General features: G+C 56.7%; 9 protein-coding genes. 8 read left to right on the top strand and 1 reads right to left on the bottom strand.

Annotated features, from left to right (window positions below; genetic code table 11):
• The 7 genes from HY011_07865 to HY011_07835 all read left to right on the top strand — a co-directional run bounded on the left by HY011_07865 (position 1) and on the right by HY011_07835 (position 13,773).
• On the top strand, positions 1-2,898 hold the full coding sequence (locus HY011_07865; protein ID MBI3422841.1) for a carboxypeptidase regulatory-like domain-containing protein: 2,898 nt from the start codon (positions 1-3) through the stop codon (positions 2,896-2,898).
• A gap of 24 nt (positions 2,899-2,922) precedes the next feature.
• Positions 2,923-3,333: a hypothetical protein gene (locus HY011_07860; protein ID MBI3422840.1), complete on the top strand. Its 411-nt coding sequence runs from the start codon at positions 2,923-2,925 to the stop codon at positions 3,331-3,333.
• Positions 3,333-4,307, top strand: a complete 975-nt coding sequence (locus HY011_07855; GenBank protein ID MBI3422839.1) for an MBL fold metallo-hydrolase — start codon at positions 3,333-3,335, stop codon at positions 4,305-4,307. The genes HY011_07860 and HY011_07855 overlap by 1 nt, the downstream gene beginning before the upstream one ends.
• An 18-nt stretch (positions 4,308-4,325) precedes the next feature.
• Positions 4,326-7,709 (top strand): TonB-dependent receptor, encoded by a 3,384-nt coding sequence (locus tag HY011_07850; GenBank protein MBI3422838.1) that lies wholly within the window; start codon positions 4,326-4,328, stop codon positions 7,707-7,709.
• Between the two features lie 163 nt (positions 7,710-7,872).
• A complete protein-coding gene (locus HY011_07845) occupies positions 7,873-9,501 on the top strand; it encodes an L-lactate permease (GenBank protein ID MBI3422837.1) in 1,629 nt (542 codons plus the stop codon).
• A gap of 223 nt (positions 9,502-9,724) precedes the next feature.
• Positions 9,725-11,212: a glutamate--tRNA ligase gene (locus HY011_07840; protein ID MBI3422836.1), complete on the top strand. Its 1,488-nt coding sequence runs from the start codon at positions 9,725-9,727 to the stop codon at positions 11,210-11,212.
• A gap of 11 nt (positions 11,213-11,223) precedes the next feature.
• Positions 11,224-13,773, top strand: a complete 2,550-nt coding sequence (locus HY011_07835) for a peptidase M14 (GenBank protein ID MBI3422835.1) — start codon at positions 11,224-11,226, stop codon at positions 13,771-13,773.
• 5 nt (positions 13,774-13,778) lie between these two features.
• On the opposite strand, the gene HY011_07830 is transcribed toward HY011_07835, so the two are convergent.
• A complete protein-coding gene (locus HY011_07830; GenBank protein ID MBI3422834.1) occupies positions 13,779-16,103 on the bottom strand; it encodes a SpoIIE family protein phosphatase in 2,325 nt (774 codons plus the stop codon).
• 749 nt (positions 16,104-16,852) lie between these two features.
• Between HY011_07830 and HY011_07825 the strand changes: the two genes are divergently transcribed.
• The gene (locus HY011_07825) at positions 16,853-17,674 is read left to right on the top strand and encodes an ATP-grasp domain-containing protein (GenBank protein MBI3422833.1); all 822 of its coding nucleotides are present in this window, start codon (positions 16,853-16,855) and stop codon (positions 17,672-17,674) included.
• The last annotated feature ends 2 nt before the right edge of the window (positions 17,675-17,676 follow it).

Here is a 17,676-nt window from a genome sequence, read left to right as displayed (position 1 = left end):
ATGAAACTGTTTTCTTCCGTGTTGCTAAGCTTGCTGCTGGCGGTCGTCTGCTCGGCGCAATCGAATTTTGGCCGTATCTCCGGCCTCGTTGAAGACGCTTCCGGCGCGGCGGTGGTGGGCGCTTCGGTGACGGCGACGAATGCCGCGACGGGCGTAAAGCGACAGGCGACCTCTGATGATTCGGGCGCGTTCGTTTTTCCCGCGTTGGAAGCGGGCACATACAACATCCGCGTCGAAGGGCGTGGCTTCAAGGCCAGCAATCAGAATAGCGTCAAGCTCGATGCGGCGGGCACGCGTTCGCTGACGTTTCAATTGACGCCCGGCGAAGTCAGCGAATCAGTAGATATCACCGCCGCGACGCAGCAGGTCGAAACTACGTCGGGCAGCGTCAGCACGGTGGTTACCGAACAACAGGTCAATCAGCTTGCGTTGAATGGCCGCGAATACATTCAGTTGTTGCGGCTCGCGCCGGGCGCGGCGGCGACGACGCTAAACGTTTTCAATCCGCAACTGGCGACGAATACGCAAGCAGTGAACGGCGTGCGTTCGGGGTCGAATTACTTTTTGTTGGACGGCGCAGAAAACATGAACAACGGCGCGAATTCCAACACGGTCGTAAATCCGAACCTGGATGCGATTGCCGAAGTCAAACTCGATACGTCGAGCTTTGCGGCGGAATTCGGCGGACGTGCGGGCAGCGTCATCAACCTCGTGACCAAAAGCGGAACGCGCGATTTTCACGGCACGGCGTTTGAATTTATTCGTAACGATGTGCTGGATGCGCGGTCGTTCTTTACCGCGAAAAAATTGCCGCTGCGCTTCAATGATTTCGGCTTCACGCTGGGCGGGCCGGTGTTCATTCCGAACAAATTCAATACAGGCCGCGACAAGCTATTTTTCTTTTACAGTCAGGAATGGAAGTACGTGCGGCAAGGGCAAGTCTCCGTCGCCGTCGTACCGACCGAAGCCGAGCGCAACGGCAACTTTCAAAACTTTCAAAACTCCGCCGTCAAACCGATTGATCCGACGACGGGGCAGGCGTTTCTGAACAATATCATTCCGACCACGCGCTTTTCACGCAACGGCCCCGGCTTGCTGAAGCCGTATCCGCTGCCCACTTTCGCCGGGCCAGGCGGCAACTTCGGCGGCGCAGGGATGACGACGACGGACTTCAGGCAGGAGCTTGGGCGCATTGATTATCACCTCAACACCAACAACCAAATTTCGCACCGCTTCGCCTTCGACAAGTGGGACTTGTTGTTTCCGTATCGCAGCGCGCCGGGGCCGACGAACGTGTTGCCCATCGTGCCGAATCGGCGGGATCGGCCCGGCTCGTTGAATACGCTGAGCGTGCAATCGGTGCTGTCGCCGACGATGACGAACTTCGCCAGCGTCAGCGTTTCGCACGCGCGCATCAACGGCGTGCCTGATTTGACCTCGCTCAAACGTTCTGCGACCGGCGTGACTTATCCCGAACTCTACCCGGCCAATCGTTCCGCCGTCGGCCCTGCAGTCGTCATCGCGGGTTTTGCCAACTACAACGCGGGCGACCGCTTGCAACACGGCAACGGCAACATTCAGGTGCGCGACGATTTCGCCAAAGTCGCGGGCGCGCATACTTTCAAATTTGGCGCGCTCATCGGACGTGTGCGCCAGAACGAAAACACCAACGTGCGCGACGAAGGCTCGGTCACCTTCAACACTTCGGCGGCGAACTCGACGCGCAACGTCATCGCCGATGTGTTGCTCGGCAATTTTCAGAGCTACACCGAAACCGAAGCGGACACTTATTACTATTCGCGTTATTCGACCTCCGAATTTTATGCGCAGGACAAATGGCGCGCGTCGCGGCGGCTGACGGTGGACGTGGGCTTGCGCTACAACATTCTGCCGTGGGCGATCAATGCACAGGGCAATATCTCCAGCTTCTCGCCGCGTTTTTACAGTGCCGCGAACGCTGTGACAGTCAGTCGCACGAATGGCGCGATCACGGTGGGAACCGGCGACATTTATAACGGCATCGTCATTCTCGGTGAGGGCTTTCCCAAGTTTGCGCAAGGCCGTCTGCCGCAAGTCAGCGACAGTTCGTTGCAACGCCTGTTTCGCGGCTTGCCGACGGGCGGTTCCACGACGAACTGGAACAACTGGGGGCCGCGCCTGGGCTTTGCTTACGACGTCTTCGGCAACGGCAAGCTGGCGGTGCGCGGCGGCTTCGGCATCTTTTATGATCGGCTCGGCTCGAACCTTTCCGCCTATTCGCAGAACGCGCCGTTCATCAATGCGGCGAGCATCTTCAACGGCAACATAGACAATCCGGCGGGCGGCACGGCGACGCGCTTTGCCTCGACGATCAGTGCGATTTCAGAAACCGGCAAAGCGCCGAGCGTCACTTCATACAACTTGGGCATTGAGAAAGAATTGCCTGGCGCGATGATCTTGAACGTGAGTTACGTCGGCAATGTCGCGCGCCACTTGCCCTTCACACGCAACCTCAATCAATTGCCCGAAGGCACGTTGCTCAACAACACCGCGAACGTGAACTCGGTGCGCCCGTTTCTGGGTTACGCCGACATCAATCTGCGCGACCTGAGCGACACGTCGAATTACAACAGTTTGCAAACGTCGCTCAATCGGCGTTTCACGAACGGCCTGTCATTCGGCGTGTCTTATACGTTCTCAAAGACGATGGATAAGATCGGGCAAGGCACGACGGCGGCAGGCAACATCGGCGGCAACACGCCGCTCGACAGTTACAACTTGGCGCTGGCGGGCATTGATGTGCCGCAGATCCTTTCCGTCAATTACGTTTACGCTGTGCCTTTCTTCCAGAAGAGCGGCAATCCGTTTTTGCGCACGGCCCTCGGCGGCTGGGAAATTTCAGGCATCACGACGGCGTAGGCCGGTTTCCCCTTCACGGTGACGGTGCCTTCCGACATCGCCCGCGTAGGCGCAGCCTCGTCGCGTGCGTCGGTGATCGGCGATCCGAATCTGGCGAGCGGCAATCGCACGCCGGCGCGTTGGTACAACACGGCGGCGTTCCTGCCCGTCGCGCAAATGACCGCAGGCAAATTCGGCACGAGCGGCAGAAACATTTTGCGCGGCCCGGGCTTCCAGAATTGGGACATCAGCCTAGTCAAAAATTTCGTGTTGCGCGAAAAGACGAGCCTGCAATTCCGCGCGGAGTCCTTCAATACGTTCAATCACACCGATTTCACGGGGCTGAATACGAACGTCAGTTTTGACGCCAGCGGCAATCCGACGAATGGCTTCGGTTCGGTCAATGCTTCGGGGCCGGGACGTTCGCTCGAATTCGGTTTGAAGCTGAGGTTCTGATGAAAAAGAAAATCTTCGTTGCAATCAGCGTCTTGGTTGCGTTGGCCTCGGTCGCGCACGCGCAAGCGGGCAAGCTCGAAAAAATCGCGTCCGGTGTCTGGTTCCGCGAAGGCGAACCGATTTCACGCAATCCGGGCAGGCCCGATGAGATGGGCAATCCCAACTCGATCATCATCGAGATGAAAGATTATCTGGTCATCGTAGACGCTAATTATCCGAGCGGCGCGCAATTGATTATGGCCGCCGCCAAAACGGTTTCGCCCAAGCCCGTCAAATATGTGTTCATCACGCATCATCACGGCGATCACTTGTATGGCGCTGCCGAATGGCGCAAGGCGGGGGCGACAACGGTCGGGCACATCGGCATCGCTGACGAGTTGAAACGCTATGAGCCAACCAATTACAACAACGCCGCCAAATGGCGCAAAGACGTAGCCGCAATGACGCCGCCCGCCGCCGAACCGCCGATGCAAACCTTCGATGACAAGCCTTTTGTGCTGGATGACGGCCAGCGGCGCGTCGAGATGCATCATTTCGGCTGGGCGCATACGCGCGGCGATGGTTTTGTGTTTCTGCCGAAAGAAAAAGTGCTTTGCACGGGCGATGCGCTGGCGAATGGCGGTTTCAATTTCGTCGGTAACAGCAACCTGCGCAACTGGAATAGCGTGCTGACGAAAGCCAAAGCATTAGGAGCCAAACACGTCCTGCCCGGTCACGGACGCCCCGGCGGCGCAGAGTTGTTCACCGGACAAATGCTGTTCTTCACGGAATTACAAAAAGCCGTCCAAAACGAAATCAAGCGGGGCAAAAAACTGGAGGAGTTGGTTTTCACCGACCCCAACAAAGACCCCAAATTTATGCTGGGAAACTTGCAAACCACCGTCCAACTGCCTGCGTCAGTGAAAAACTGGATCAGCCCTGACCGGCTGCCGCGTCAGGTGTCGGACGCATACGCGCAACTAACCTCGAAATGAAATCAGGAGTTCTTCGTTATGAAACCGCTACTTCGTAGTCTTGTTTTCCTGGTGGCTTGCAGCTTCGCAGCCTTCGCGCAAGTTTCTTCCGGCACGATCACCGGCACTGTCCGCGACGCCAATGATGCCGTGATTGCAGGCGCAAAAGTAAAAGTCACGCAAACGGCTACGTCCGTGTCGCGCGAAACCGTCAGCGATGAGCGCGGCCAATTCCTCGCGCCCAATTTGCGACCGGGTGAATATTCGATCACGGTGACGGCGACCGGCTTTCAAGGCCGCACCTTCACCGGCATCATTCTCGCCGTAGACCAAACCCTCAATCTGTCCGCCGCTTTGCAACCGGGCGCAGTCGAGCAATCCATTGAGGTCACCGCTGCCGCGCCGTTGCTGGATAGCTCTACGTCATCGCTGGGGCAGGTGATTGATAACAAGAAAATCATTGACCTGCCGTTGAATGGACGCAATCCGTTCGCGTTGGGCTTGCTCACCGGTTTCACCGCGCCGGTCAAAGGCGTCGCCTCGAATCTGCCGTTCATCGGCGGCGGCGGACGTTGGCAGAACAACGACGTGTTGCTCGATGGCGTGGATAACAACACGATGTCCACCGGCGGCGGCATCGGCGTGAGCGGCATCAACTACATACCCTCGGTTGATGCAGTCGCTGAATTCAAAGTCAAAACCAACAATTACAGTGCGGAGTTTGGCCGTTCGGCTGGCACGATCATCAGCGCGACGACCAAGTCGGGCACGAATCAATATCACGGCACGGCGTGGGAGTTTCTGCGCAACGAGAAATTCGACGCGAATAACTTTTTCACCAACGCCGCGCCGCAACCAGTGGGGCAGAAAGCCAAACGTTCGCCGTTTAAACAGAATCAATTCGGGGCTACTTTCGGCGGCCCGGTGTGGGTCCCGAAGGCTTACGACGGGCATGGCAAGACGTTTTTCTTTGTGGATTATGAAGGGTTGCGCCGCCGCACGAGCGCGTCTTCGAGCTTGAAGGACGTGCCGCCCACAGCATTCCGCAACGGCGATTTCTCGGCCTTCAATCGCAAGATTTATGATCCGCGCACACGCCGTTTGGTCAACGGTCGTGTCGTCGCCGATCCGTTCCCCAACAACATTATTCCTACGAACCTGCTCAACCCGGGCGCGGTCGCGACGCTCAAGCTTTTGCCCGAACCGAATTTCGGCGCGGCGGGCGCGCAAGCGGCGAACTATCTGTTCCTGGGTTCGCAACCCTTCGACAGCAACCAATACGACATTCGCGTAGACCATCAAATCAACGACAAGAACACGATCTTTGGCCGGTACTCGCGCGCGCTGCAAACCAGCGTGAATCCAGGCAACTTCACCGGCTTCATCGGCGGCGGCACCGATAATTTGAATAACTCGGTGCACACGACGATCAACGACACGCACGTCTTCTCGCCAAACATCGTCAACGAAGCGCGTATCGGGTATTCGCGCCACAATGGCAGCTTTAAGGTCGCGGGCATTGACGACGGGCTGAAATTCGCCGAGACCAACAACATTGCGGTCTATCCGTTCCCGATTCGCATGTTTCCGAACATCGTCTTTTCGCCGTCGGGGTTGACCAGCGGCTCGAATTCGTTCACGGCGCTGGGTTCGGGCGGGCCGAATTTGAATATCGAGAATAACTATCAGGCGTCCGACGACCTGACGTGGCGCAAGGTCAGCCACACTTTCAAAATGGGTATGGACGTGCGCCGCCGCCAGTTCGATGTGAATTTCGGCGGCGGGCAAACCGTGTTCGGTTCGATCTTCAGTTCCTCGTCAGGCGATGCCGGTTCAGGCAATCCGTTGGCTGATTTTTTGCTGGGGTACCCGTCGCAGGTCACCGGCACGCAATTGCTGGATTGGGCGCGCATGCGCGACAGCTATTTCGGCGCGTACTTTCAGGACGATTGGAAAGTGAACAGCAAGCTGACACTGAATCTGGGTGTGCGTTACGAACGGTTCGCGCAACCGACGGACGCCCGTGATCGCGGTTCGCTGTTCGATACGCGCACGGGCAAGTTTGTGGTGCCGGGCCAGAATGGCTATTCGCGCGCCATCGTGGAGCCTTTCAACAAGAACTTCGCGCCGCGCTTTGGCTTTGCGTACAACTGGTCGAGCCGCCTGACGGTGCGCGGCGGCGCGGGCGTGTTTTACGGCCAGCGTTCGCCCAATCAGCAAACGACGGTCTTCGGCTCCAATCCGCCGAATGCGCCCGCAGTGATTACGCCCACGGTGAGCGCGAACGCGACGGTGACGCCGCCGATGACGATCAGCACGCCGATTCAAGTCGGCCCGGCGACGGCGGACTTGAGTACCTTCACGCCGACCAACAGCCTGGGCCTGCTGATTCGCACGGCGGATTTCACCAACAGCCGCCCGGCGCAACTCTATCAGTGGAATTTGGGCCTGCAATATCAACTGACGAAAGACACGTTGTTGGAAGCGGCTTACGCGGCGACGCGCGGCACGCGACTGACGACGCGCGTGAATTTGAATCAAATCCCGTGGGAACGCGCGCTGGCGGGCTTCACCTCGCAAGCCGACCGCCTGTTCCCCAACGTCGGCAATCAGGTCGTGATGGATTCGGCGATGGGCAACAACCATTACCACGCGCTGAATCTGCGCGCCGAGAAGCGGTTGAGTTACGGGTTGAACTTCCTGGTGAATTACACCTGGTCGAAGAACCTCGAAAGCGGTTCGGGCGGTAACAGCGCGATGGCGCAAAACGGCGGCACGACCAATCCGCTCGACAGTTGGAATTTGCGCAAAGAGAAATCCGTCTCGGCGATGGATTTGCCATACGTGTTTGTTGTGAGCAGCGGCTATGAATTGCCCTTCGGCAAAGGCAAGCCGTTTGCGAGCGAAAACGCCGTTGCGCGTGCCTTGCTCGGCGGCTGGCAACTCAATGGCATCTTTGTCAGCCAAAGCGGTTTCCCGACCGATATTCGCAGCTCGCGCGTCGCCGCGACCAATCAGTTGTTCGCGACATTCAGCGTGCCTGACCTAGTGTTGGGGCAATCGTTGTATCTGCCCAAAGGCGGCCCGGATGGCTACTTCAATCCGGCGGCGTTTGCCGAACCGGGCACCGTGACGAATGCCAAAGGCGTGGCGTTGACGAAATTCGGCACGCTGGCGCGGCGCGCCGGGCGTGGGCCAAGCACGAACAACGTAGACTTCTCGGTCTTCCGTGTTTTCTCGTTGCGTGAGAAGATGCGGCTGCAATTCCGTACAGAAGTATTCAATCTGACCAACACACCCAGTTTCTTTTTGCCGAGTGCGGCCAGTCCGGCGCTTACGATTGGCAATCCAAATTTCGGCAAGCTCACGGCGTCTTCGGCAACGGGGCGGCAGATACAGTTTGGCTTGAAGCTGGTGTTCTAACGCTGAACGTGGAAGAGAGATTACGGAACAGCCGGAAATAACGGAACAGACGGAAAGGCACGTGGGCATTGTTTCTTTTCAGTTTGTTCCGTTATTTCCGGCTGTTCCGTAATCTCCAATAAAGCTGCTGGCTATTGCCGCACAACCCTGAGAAACACACCTGATGACCTGGACTCAAATCTATAACCCCGCCGGTAATCTCTTGCTCTCGGCGCTCATCGCCGCCATCCCCGTCGTGATTTTGTTAGGCTTGCTCGCGTTTTTTCATGTGCGTGCGCACCTCGCCGCGCTGATCGGTTTGGCCTTGGCCATGCTCGTCGCGATTGGGATGTACGGCATGCCCACCAAACTGGCGCTGGCCGCTGCCGCCAATGGCGCGGCCTTTGGGCTATTCCCGATTGGCTGGATCGTGCTCGCCGCTATTTTTGTCTATGACATCACGGTCGAAACCGGGCAGTTCGAAATCGTCAAACAAACCATTGCCGGACTCGCCGATGATCGGCGCATCCAAACCTTGTTGATCGCCTTCAGCTTTGGCGCGTTTATCGAAGGCGCCGCTGGCTTTGGCACGCCGGTCGCCGTTTCCGCCGCGATGCTGATTGGCTTGGGTTTCAAACCGCTGCAAGCCGCCTGTCTCTCACTCATCGGCAACACCGCGCCCGTCGCGTTTGGCGCGCTGGGCACGCCGATTATCACGCTGGCGAAGGTGACGGGGCTGCCGCTCGAACAACTCAGCGCGATGGCGGGGCGGCAATTGCCGCTGTTTTCGCTGATCATTCCGTTCTGGCTGATTTGGGCGATGGCCGGACGCAAAGGCATGCTCGAAGTTTGGCCGGCGTGTTTGACGGCGGGCGCGAGTTTCGCCCTCGCCCAATTTCTCATCAGCAATTATCATGGCCCCTGGATCGTAGACATCGCCGGCGCGCTCGCTTCGATTTTCTCGCTCATCGTGTTGCTGAAATTCTGGCAGCCGCGCGAGATTTGGCGCTTTGACCACGAAGCGGCCATTCCGGTCATTGCCACCGAAAAGCCTTCCAACAGCATCGCCCTGCGCGCGTGGATGCCGTGGATCATCCTGTCCGTGCTCGTTTTCATCTGGGGCATGCCGCAAACCAAAACGTTCTTGAACGGCTTTACGCAAATCGAGTTTGCAGTACCTTTTCTGGACAAAGCCATCCTGCGCGCACCGCCTGTCGTGAGCGTGCCCAAAGCCGAAGAGGCGCGCTTTGTGTTCAATTGGCTGTCGGCCTCCGGTACGGCCTTGCTCATCACAGGCATTATTTCGGGCCTTTTGCTCAGGCTCTCGCCCGGCAAGCTGGTGCAAATTTTCATTGGCACGTTCAAACGCGCACAGCTTTCGTTGCTGACGATTGCGGCGATGATGGCGCTGGGTTTCACGACGCGCTTTGGCGGCTTGGATTCGACAATGGGCCTGGCGTTTGCAAGCACGGGCTGGTTGTTTCCGTTCTTCTCGCCACTGCTCGGTTGGTTAGGTGTCGCGTTGACGGGCAGCGATACCTCATCGAATGTGCTGTTCGGCAACTTGCAGCAAGTGACGGCGCAACAACTCGGCTTGCCGCCAGTGCTGGCAGCGGCGGCAAATAGCACGGGCGGCGTGATGGGCAAGATGATTGACGCCCAATCCATCGTGGTGGCGAGCATGGCGACAAAACAGCACGGCAGCGAAGGCACGATCCTGCGCTATGTGTTCTTTCATAGCATCGCGCTTGCTGTGCTCGTCGGCATTTTTGTGATGATGCAGGCTTATGTGTTTCCGTCCACCGTGCCATAAGCGTTGAAGCTGAAGCGAGCCTAAGGGCTATTTGCTGATTCCTGATTCCCGCTTCCTGATTCCTGATACGGAAAATGCGGTGATTTTTATTGTTCAGGAACCAGGAAGCGGAAATCAGGAATCAGCGCGTACCTTTGGGAAGTAGTTTGTGACATTGCCAAACCTTTCAGTATAGTGGCTCTCTGATTTAACAAGACCATTCAAAAGAGAGCACACAGCAATCATGTCCGACATCCGAGTTCGATTTGCGCCTTCGCCCACCGGCTATTTGCACGTCGGCGGCGCGCGCACGGCCCTGTTCAATTGGCTTTTCGCCCGCAAGATGGGCGGCAAATTCATCTTGCGCATCGAAGACACCGACCTGCAACGTTCGAGCGATGAAATGGTGCGCGGCATTCTGGAAGGGCTGGAATGGTTGGGTTTGGATTATGACGAAGGCCCGTTCTATCAATCCGATTACGCCGAAAAACATCGCGCGGCGGCCTTTCAGTTGCTTGATAGTGGCTGGGCCTATCGCGATTTCACGCCGAAGCGGGAACGCGCCGACGCTGACATCAAACAAGAGATCGCCAAAGAGAAAGTCGTCAATCCGTTCCGCACTTTGTCGAAGGAGGACTCCGACGCGCGCGCTAAGGCAGGCGAACTGTTCGTGATTCGCTTCAAAGTGCCCGAAGAAGGCCAGACGCAATTCGAGGACGCCGTCTTTGGCTTACAAGAGCGTGCCTACAAAGACACCGAAGACTTGGTGCTGCTGCGTTCGGACGGGCATCCGCTTTATAACTTGAGCGTGACGGTGGATGACATCGAGATGGGCATTACGCACGTCGTGCGCGGGCAAGATCATTTGTCGAACACGCACAAACAGGTGTTGATCTATCAGGCGCTTGGCGCCAAGGTGCCGAAGTTCGCCCATTTGCCGCTGATACTCGCGCCGAACAAAGGCAAGCTCTCTAAACGCAAGCACGGCGAAATCGTCAGCGTGACGACCTATCGGAATCGTGGCTTTTTGCCGGATGCCTTCGTCAACTTCCTGGCGTTGCTCGGCTGGTCGCCCGCCGGGATCGAAGGGACACAGGATCAGGAAATTTTCAGCCGCGAGAAGTTGATTGAACTGTTCACGCTCGAAGGCATTCACAAGGCCAATGCCGTGTTCAACTTCACCGAAGGCGACGTGCGCAACTGGACGGATCAAAAGGCGCTCTGGATGAATTTCGAGTACATCAAGACTTGGCCGCTGGAAAAGCTGTTGCCGTATGTCAAAGCCGAACTACAAAGCGCGGAGTTGTGGCGCGATGAATACGAAGGCGAACGGCGCGGCTGGTACGACCACACGCTGGGCTTGTTGCGTGAACGCACGCGCACCCTGAAAGACTTTGCCGCACACGGACGCCCGTACTTTGTGGACGGGGTAGATTTTGAATTCGATGAGGCGGCGGTCAAAAAGAATCTGCAAAAAGATCAGGCGCTGAAAACGTTGTTGCCGGAGTTAGCCGACGCCTTTGCGGCTACAACTGAATTCACCCACGACGGCACTGAAGCGGCCTTGCGCAGCTTTGCCGAAGCCAAAGGCGTCAAACCGGGCTTGCTGATCAATGCGACGCGCACGGCGCTGACGGGCCAGGCCGTCGGGCCGAGCTTGTTTGAAGTTGTGGCTGCGATTGGAAGGGCGCGCACGGTTGAACGGTTGTGGCACGCGGCGAGTCTGATTTAAGGAGAATGCTTATGAAAAAGAAGCTGTACTTGCTAGCCCTGTTCACGCTTACGCTGGCACTGACAGGAACCAGCGCGTTTTCTCAGGCTGGTCGTGTTCTGCCTCCGTCCAACAATACCGCTGTCCCTGCGCCTGAAATGGTGTTGGGTTTCAAAGTCGGTGCTGAGCGCAAGCTGGCGAAGTGGGAAACCTTTGTCACTTACTTCCGCAAACTGACGACGGCCAGTGATCGCATCAAGCTGGATGAAGTGGGCAAGACGACGCTGGACCGTCCGTTTGTCGTGGCGACGATCACCTCGGCGGAAAATATGCAGCGGTTGGCCGAGATCAAAGAGCAGCAACGCAAGCTCGGCGATCCGCGCGTATTGGCGAAGCAGGGCAATACCGATGAGTTGGCGAACGCTTTGATTCAGTCCGGCAAGACCGTCGTCGTGATTACGTGCAGCATCCATTCGACCGAAGTCGGCGGCACCTTCACCGCCACCGAACTTGCTTACCGGTTGACCAGTGAGAACAGCGAACAGATCAAAAGCATTCTCGATAACACAGTCATTTTGTTGGTGCCGTCGCTCAACCCTGACGGCACAGACATCGTGGCCGAGTGGTATTTCAAAACGCTCGGCACGTCCAGCGAAGGCAGCGCGCCGCCGGAGCTGTATCACTATTACACCGGCCACGACAACAACCGCGACTGGTACGCCTTCACGCAGGTCGAGACGCAATTGACGGTGGATAAAATTCTGAATATCTGGCGTCCGCAAATTCTGCACGACGTGCATCAGATGGGCGCGACGGCCGCGCGCTTCTTTGTCCCGCCTTACACCGAACCGTGGGAGCCGAACATTGATCCCGCGATCATCGCGGGCGTGAACGCGCTGGGCACAGCGATGGCTTGGGACGTGACCGCGCAGGGCAAAAGCGGCGTGGTCATCAACGGCGTTTACGACGCGTGGTCACCGGCGCGCGCTTACACGCATTACCACGCGGGCTTGCGCGTGTTGAGCGAGACGGCCAGCGCGCGGCTGGCGACGCCGATTGAGATGCCGTTTCAGCGGTTGGCGGCGGGGATTGGCTACGACGGCAAGGTCGCCACTTGGAATTTCCCGCAGCCCTGGCCGGGTGGACGCTGGACGTTGCGCGACATTGTGGATTACCAGATGGCGGGCGCAATGGCGTTGTTGACGCACGCGGCCAAGTACCGCGAGCAGCACCTGCGCAACTTTTACGAAGTCAGCAAACGCGCGGTTGAAGCCAAGGGACAGCCCTACGCGATCATCCTGCCCGAACCTGAATTGCCGCCGTCGTTGAAAGACGCGGTCGCGCGGTTGAAAGCGGGCATCAAGCAGACGGCCAATTCCAGCGGCACCGACAAAGAGCAGCACGAACAGGAGTCGGCGCTCGTGAGCCAGATCAGCAACGAACCTTCGACCAGCGCCGAGGTCAGCTACTACTTCAAAACCGAAGGGCTGGATCGCGTGCTGGCCATCCTGAAACGCGGTGGCGTCGAAGTGCAGCGCGCGAGCCAGGATTTCAGCGCCGACGGCAAACGCTATCTGGCGGGCACGCATTTGGTGCTGTTGCAACAGCCTTACGGCGCGTTTGCGAAAACGCTGCTCGAAGCCCAGCGCTATCCTGATTTGCGCGAATACCCGGGCGGGCCGCCCAAACGCCCTTACGACGTGACGGCGCATTCGTTGACCTTGCTGATGAACGTCCAAGCCGTTTTTGCCAAAGCTCCCTTCACGGTCGAAACCAAGCCGGAGCCGTTCGGCACGGTGATCCAATCGCTCAAACGCAGCAATTCGCCGGTGCGGCTGGGCATGTATAAAAGCTACGCCGCCGCGATGGACGAGGGCTGGACGCGCTGGGTCTTTGATCAATACAAGTTCCCATATCAATCCTTGTTGGATGGCGAAGCGCGGGCGGGCAGACTGAATGAGAAATTCGACGCGATTCTGCTGCCTGACCAAGCGCCGCGCGCTTTGTTCAACGGCTTGTCAGGGCCGGGCCAGCAAAATCCCGAAGGGCGTGGCGGCGAGAATGCGGGCAGCTATCCGGCGGAGTACGCGGGCGGCTTGGGCGACGCGGGCGTGCAAGCGTTACGCGAATTCGTCGAAGCGGGCGGCACGCTGATCGCGCTTAACAGCGCGTCGAACTTTGCGATTGATTATCTGCGGCTGCCGGTGCGCGATGTGTTGCGCGGCGTGGCGAACAAGGATTTTTACTGCCCCGGCTCAATCCTGCGCACGGAAATGGTGGCAGACAATCCGCTGACGTTTGGACTTGAACGCGAATCCATCGCCTGGTTCGAGCAAAGCCCGGCGTTTGAAATCGTGGACGCACAGGCAGCGAAGGCGATTGCCAAGTATCCCGAAACCGGCTCGTCGCTGCTGAGCGGTTGGATTCTGGGCGACCAGCGCTTGCGTGGCAAAGCGGCGCTGGTCGAGGTGAGGCTGGGTAAGGGGCGCGTAATTTTGTTTGGTTTTCGCCCGCAATATCGCGGGCAGAGTCTGGCGACGTTGCCGTTGTTGTTCAATGCGATTTTGACGAGCCGGAACTGAACCGGCTACTTCATAACCTTCAACACCATGATGGTTACATCGTCTTCGAATTGATAGTTGGCATGCGCGTGGGCACTTTTTTCGATCTCCCGGGCAATCTCTTCGGGTTCTTTCTCGGAATGAGAATACACCACACTGTTAATGCCAGCTACGCCGAAACTCTTCTTCGCGGTATTTTCCCCAGCGTCAGTAATACCGTCCGTATAGGCGATAATTAAATCATCGGGTTCGAGTTCCATAACCTCCTCTCCAATCGGTAAATTCAAGCCGTGCCCCAGGCCCCCGATGTTGGCGACGCCTTTTGGATCCGGTAAAAAAATCAGTTTTTCATTCCGATAGATAATCAAGGATGGATGCGCAGCGGATGAGGCAAATATCCGGGGCTTTAGTTTTTCAGTCATGTCCAGGATGAAACAGATAGCCGTGCCTTCTAGTTTCCACTCGTTGCATACGGGGAGTAATTTCCATAGCAAGTGTTTGGCGGAAACGGATTCACGCGAATAGGTTCGAAAGACGGTGCTCATGGGCAACATGCTAAAGGCAGCCATCAAGCCGTGACCTCTGGCATCACCGACTAAAAAAGCCGTGCGTGTAGCATCAATTGCTTGGTGGGCGGTGAAATCCCCACCAATTTCGCTGTCGCCGTGCGGTTTAGTAAGAACATAGCCCTTCAAGCGCGGATACTCGTCGATCGCTTTCGTCGGAGAAGTAATTTTCCGGTAGTGGTGGAGTTTAACACTAATCTCTGCCAGTTCCTGATTATGCTGCACTACATCCAAAACCAACCCGCATTGAGCGGCAAAGCCTTCCAGCAGGCTCATCCGTTCCAAACTCGGCTCTGCCTCGTGGTTTTGTTTGTATTTTAGCCAGGCAACGCCAATGCATTTGTTGTTTACGGTGATCGGAATACCCAACGCCCCCGTCACATCCAGATTGACCGCATTGGTGCTGAGGGTTTTCGGATGATTTTGGTGTGGCAGGAGCGTGCGCCAACGGTGTTCCTGCGAATCCCAATACCGGCAGTTGAACTCGGTGGAAGCGGACACGTCATGAATCCACACCCAGATTTTGGTTTGGCGCACAAATTGACACCAGCCATCAGGCCGTGTCGAATCACCCAAATTCCGGTCATAGCTGGAACCCGGTTCAGCAAACCGGTCATATTCGAGCAAGTAGGGCCAGATCTCACAGTCGGCAGCGTCAAACCAACCACTGGCCAAAACCGCCAATTCATTTAACGGGTTATTTGAGGCGGTTGGATCGAGGGCATTGTGCGCGATTTTCAGGAGTTTTCTAGTGCGTTCTACTTGCTGAGTTAAGTAGTAAACCATTGCGGCTTGGTTCGCGCCGTACCAGATCGAACGCACGGCTTCCTGATCCAAGTCGCGGAAAGGCTCTTTACATTCCAAATTAATCACGCCCAGCAGTTGGTCGTTAGCCACCATTGGCACAGCCAATTCGCTCACGATTTCAGGTGCGGCTTGGCGGTACAGCTTTCGGTATTCAGACCTCGCCAATTCTGCGATCAATAACGCGCGGCGTTTTAAGGCTACCCATGAAATGATGCCTTCGCCTCTGGCAACATCAGCTTCTCTGGCGGATTGAGGCTGAATCCCGCCTTCGCAATATTCCATTTTCAAAGTCTGCAATTTGGAGTCGAAAAGATAAATACTGCCGTAGCCGTTGCTGTCGTTAATTTTCAAAATCTCGAACATCGCTTTGAGTAGGCTAGACGCGAACTCATGCGCAAAAGCCGGGTCGTTGAGATTCAGGCCCTCGGCCAATTGCAAGATGTGCGCAAGCTGGGGTGGAATCGGATTCTTGCTGCACAAACTATCTTGAATGTCGGGCAGGTAGCCGACCATTTCGTTCAACAACTCGTTGAACTTGCGTTTTTTGTTTTTGGGTATGGTATCCGCATCGCAATAGTTGACCCAGAGTACGGCTTGCAAATCACCCGCCCCATCAATGTGACGCAAACGGGCGCACGCGCGAACCTCTTCACGTTGGGCGAAATTGCCAAATAGTTTATTCTGCCCAACTAACCGTGCGAGATTCGGTGAAACCTGGTCGAATAGTCTTTGCTCATTTTGCGCATATTCGAAGATAGAAAAGCGCTCGTTTTTGGCTCCTGTAATTCGCAATGAGCTAGTGGCGGGCAGCAAAAAACCATGCATGGGCTCAATGATCTTAACGCCATGCATAAACGCCAAGCGCAATTGGTTTGGCCACCAGGGGTCACGCACATAGAAGGTACAAGAACTGGCTTTTAAATTTTTCAGACCGGCTTTGAGAATAGATTGGTACTTGTCAGATTCGTTTGTTGCCATTGGCGGCTGCCCCTTTCTTTTGAGAAGACTCAAACTGCTAGCAAGCAAAACTAGCATTATCTTAGCGCCTGAATTTGCAATGGTACGGCTATGCAATGACGGGGGCGCAGTATACTTGGCAGTTACAGACCGGGGCAATAGTTGCTGTAAAAAATGCAGGCCATGCGAGATAGATGGTTAGCGTCAAGCGGCTGGCTAGTGTTGGTGCTGTTTCTTGTGGCAAAGGCACAGATCACCAAACTGCTGTTTTCGGTTATCATCATATTGAGACAATTTCGGCGTGCCGCACATCTTAGGCAAAACGGATGCGAGTACAGTATTTCTCGCAACACTTTCGTCGCAGTGGCCGAATCTGGCCGAGATCAAGGCGAATTTGGCAAGTGACTATCGCCCCGGCACACGCGGTGTGAAGCAGTTTCAAGCAGAGCGTTAGCCGCAAATGAACGCTGAAAAATGTGGATAAAACCAAGTGCCTGGCTGTATTTCACTGCGTTCATCTGCGGCTAACCCTTCTTCGGTTCGAGCCGGTGCCGTCTACGCTGCCCCAAACGGCCAGATCTCCTCAGTTCGCTGATCCACTTTCACCTGCGATTCCGCATGTGAAAGTGGTAGCTGCAAGGCACCAGATAATTTGCTTGACCGGCATTGGCCGCAGACTATAATCGCCCGCGCTGTTTCACCAGACTCCCCAAAACTTGCAGGTTTGAGGCGCGATCCTGCCCAGCTTGAAAAAGGAAAATAGAAGCGTTATGCCTTCCCCTCTTCGCATTGGCCTGATGGCCGAAGCGCGCTATCTGGCCCAGAGCCAGCCTACCGGTCTGAAAGATGTGCTCGCAGCGCGCGGCCACCACATCACCTTAATTGACCCACAACAAAGTTATTACCTGATGGGCGATCAAGCCTGGCTTGACGGGCTGGATTTGATCGTCGGACGCGGGCGCAGTTGGGCGCTGCTTTGCCTGTTGGGCTGGGCCGAAGAGCGCGGCATCCCGACCATCAACACGCGCGCCTCCATTGCTGCGGTACACAACAAAGCGCAGATGTCCGTCTCGTTCGCCAACGCGGGCATTCCCGTTCCGCAAACCTATTTCGGCAGCATCGCGCAACTGGCCGCCAACATCCCCGCCGCTGATTACCCGATCATTCTGAAACCGATCTTCGGCGACAACTCGCGCGGCTTGCTGGTCGTGCAAACGCCGGAAGAAATGGCCGCGACCGATTGGGTCGAACCCGTCGCGCTGGCGCAACGCTATTTCAAGACGGATGGTTACGATTTGAAACTGTACGGCGCGGGCGAGCAGGTTTGGGGCGTGCGCAAAGAATCACCCTTCAATCCACGTGTGGAAGGCGAACCCTCGCGCGCCGGGCTGGTCAAGATTACGCCCGAACTGGAAGACCTGGGACGCCGTTGTGGCAAGCTGTTCGGCTTGGAACTGTTTGGCGTGGACACGATCATTACGGACGAGGGGCCGCTGGTGATCGAGATCAACGATTATCCGAATTACACGGGCGTGCCGAATGGCAGCGAGTTGCTGGCGGATTTTGTAGAGCGGCGGGTGACCACGCAATGATT

The organism is Acidobacteriota bacterium, from assembly GCA_016196035.1.
Lineage (GTDB): Bacteria > Acidobacteriota > Blastocatellia > RBC074 > RBC074 > JACPYM01.
This window is presented reverse-complemented; position numbering and strand designations above follow the sequence as displayed.

Bases quoted from the DNA above. Each gene is read 5' to 3' on its own strand.
- HY011_07825 (MBI3422833.1), top strand. From the start codon at position 16,853: ATGCCTTCCCCTCTTCGCATTGGCCTGATGGCCGAAGCGCGCTATCTG.
- HY011_07830 (MBI3422834.1), bottom strand. From the start codon at position 16,103: ATGGCAACAAACGAATCTGACAAGTACCAATCTATTCTCAAAGCCGGT.
- HY011_07865 (MBI3422841.1), top strand. From the start codon at position 1: ATGAAACTGTTTTCTTCCGTGTTGCTAAGCTTGCTGCTGGCGGTCGTC.
- HY011_07835 (MBI3422835.1), top strand. From the start codon at position 11,224: ATGAAAAAGAAGCTGTACTTGCTAGCCCTGTTCACGCTTACGCTGGCA.
- HY011_07845 (MBI3422837.1), top strand. From the start codon at position 7,873: ATGACCTGGACTCAAATCTATAACCCCGCCGGTAATCTCTTGCTCTCG.
- HY011_07850 (MBI3422838.1), top strand. From the start codon at position 4,326: ATGAAACCGCTACTTCGTAGTCTTGTTTTCCTGGTGGCTTGCAGCTTC.
- HY011_07855 (MBI3422839.1), top strand. From the start codon at position 3,333: ATGAAAAAGAAAATCTTCGTTGCAATCAGCGTCTTGGTTGCGTTGGCC.
- HY011_07840 (MBI3422836.1), top strand. From the start codon at position 9,725: ATGTCCGACATCCGAGTTCGATTTGCGCCTTCGCCCACCGGCTATTTG.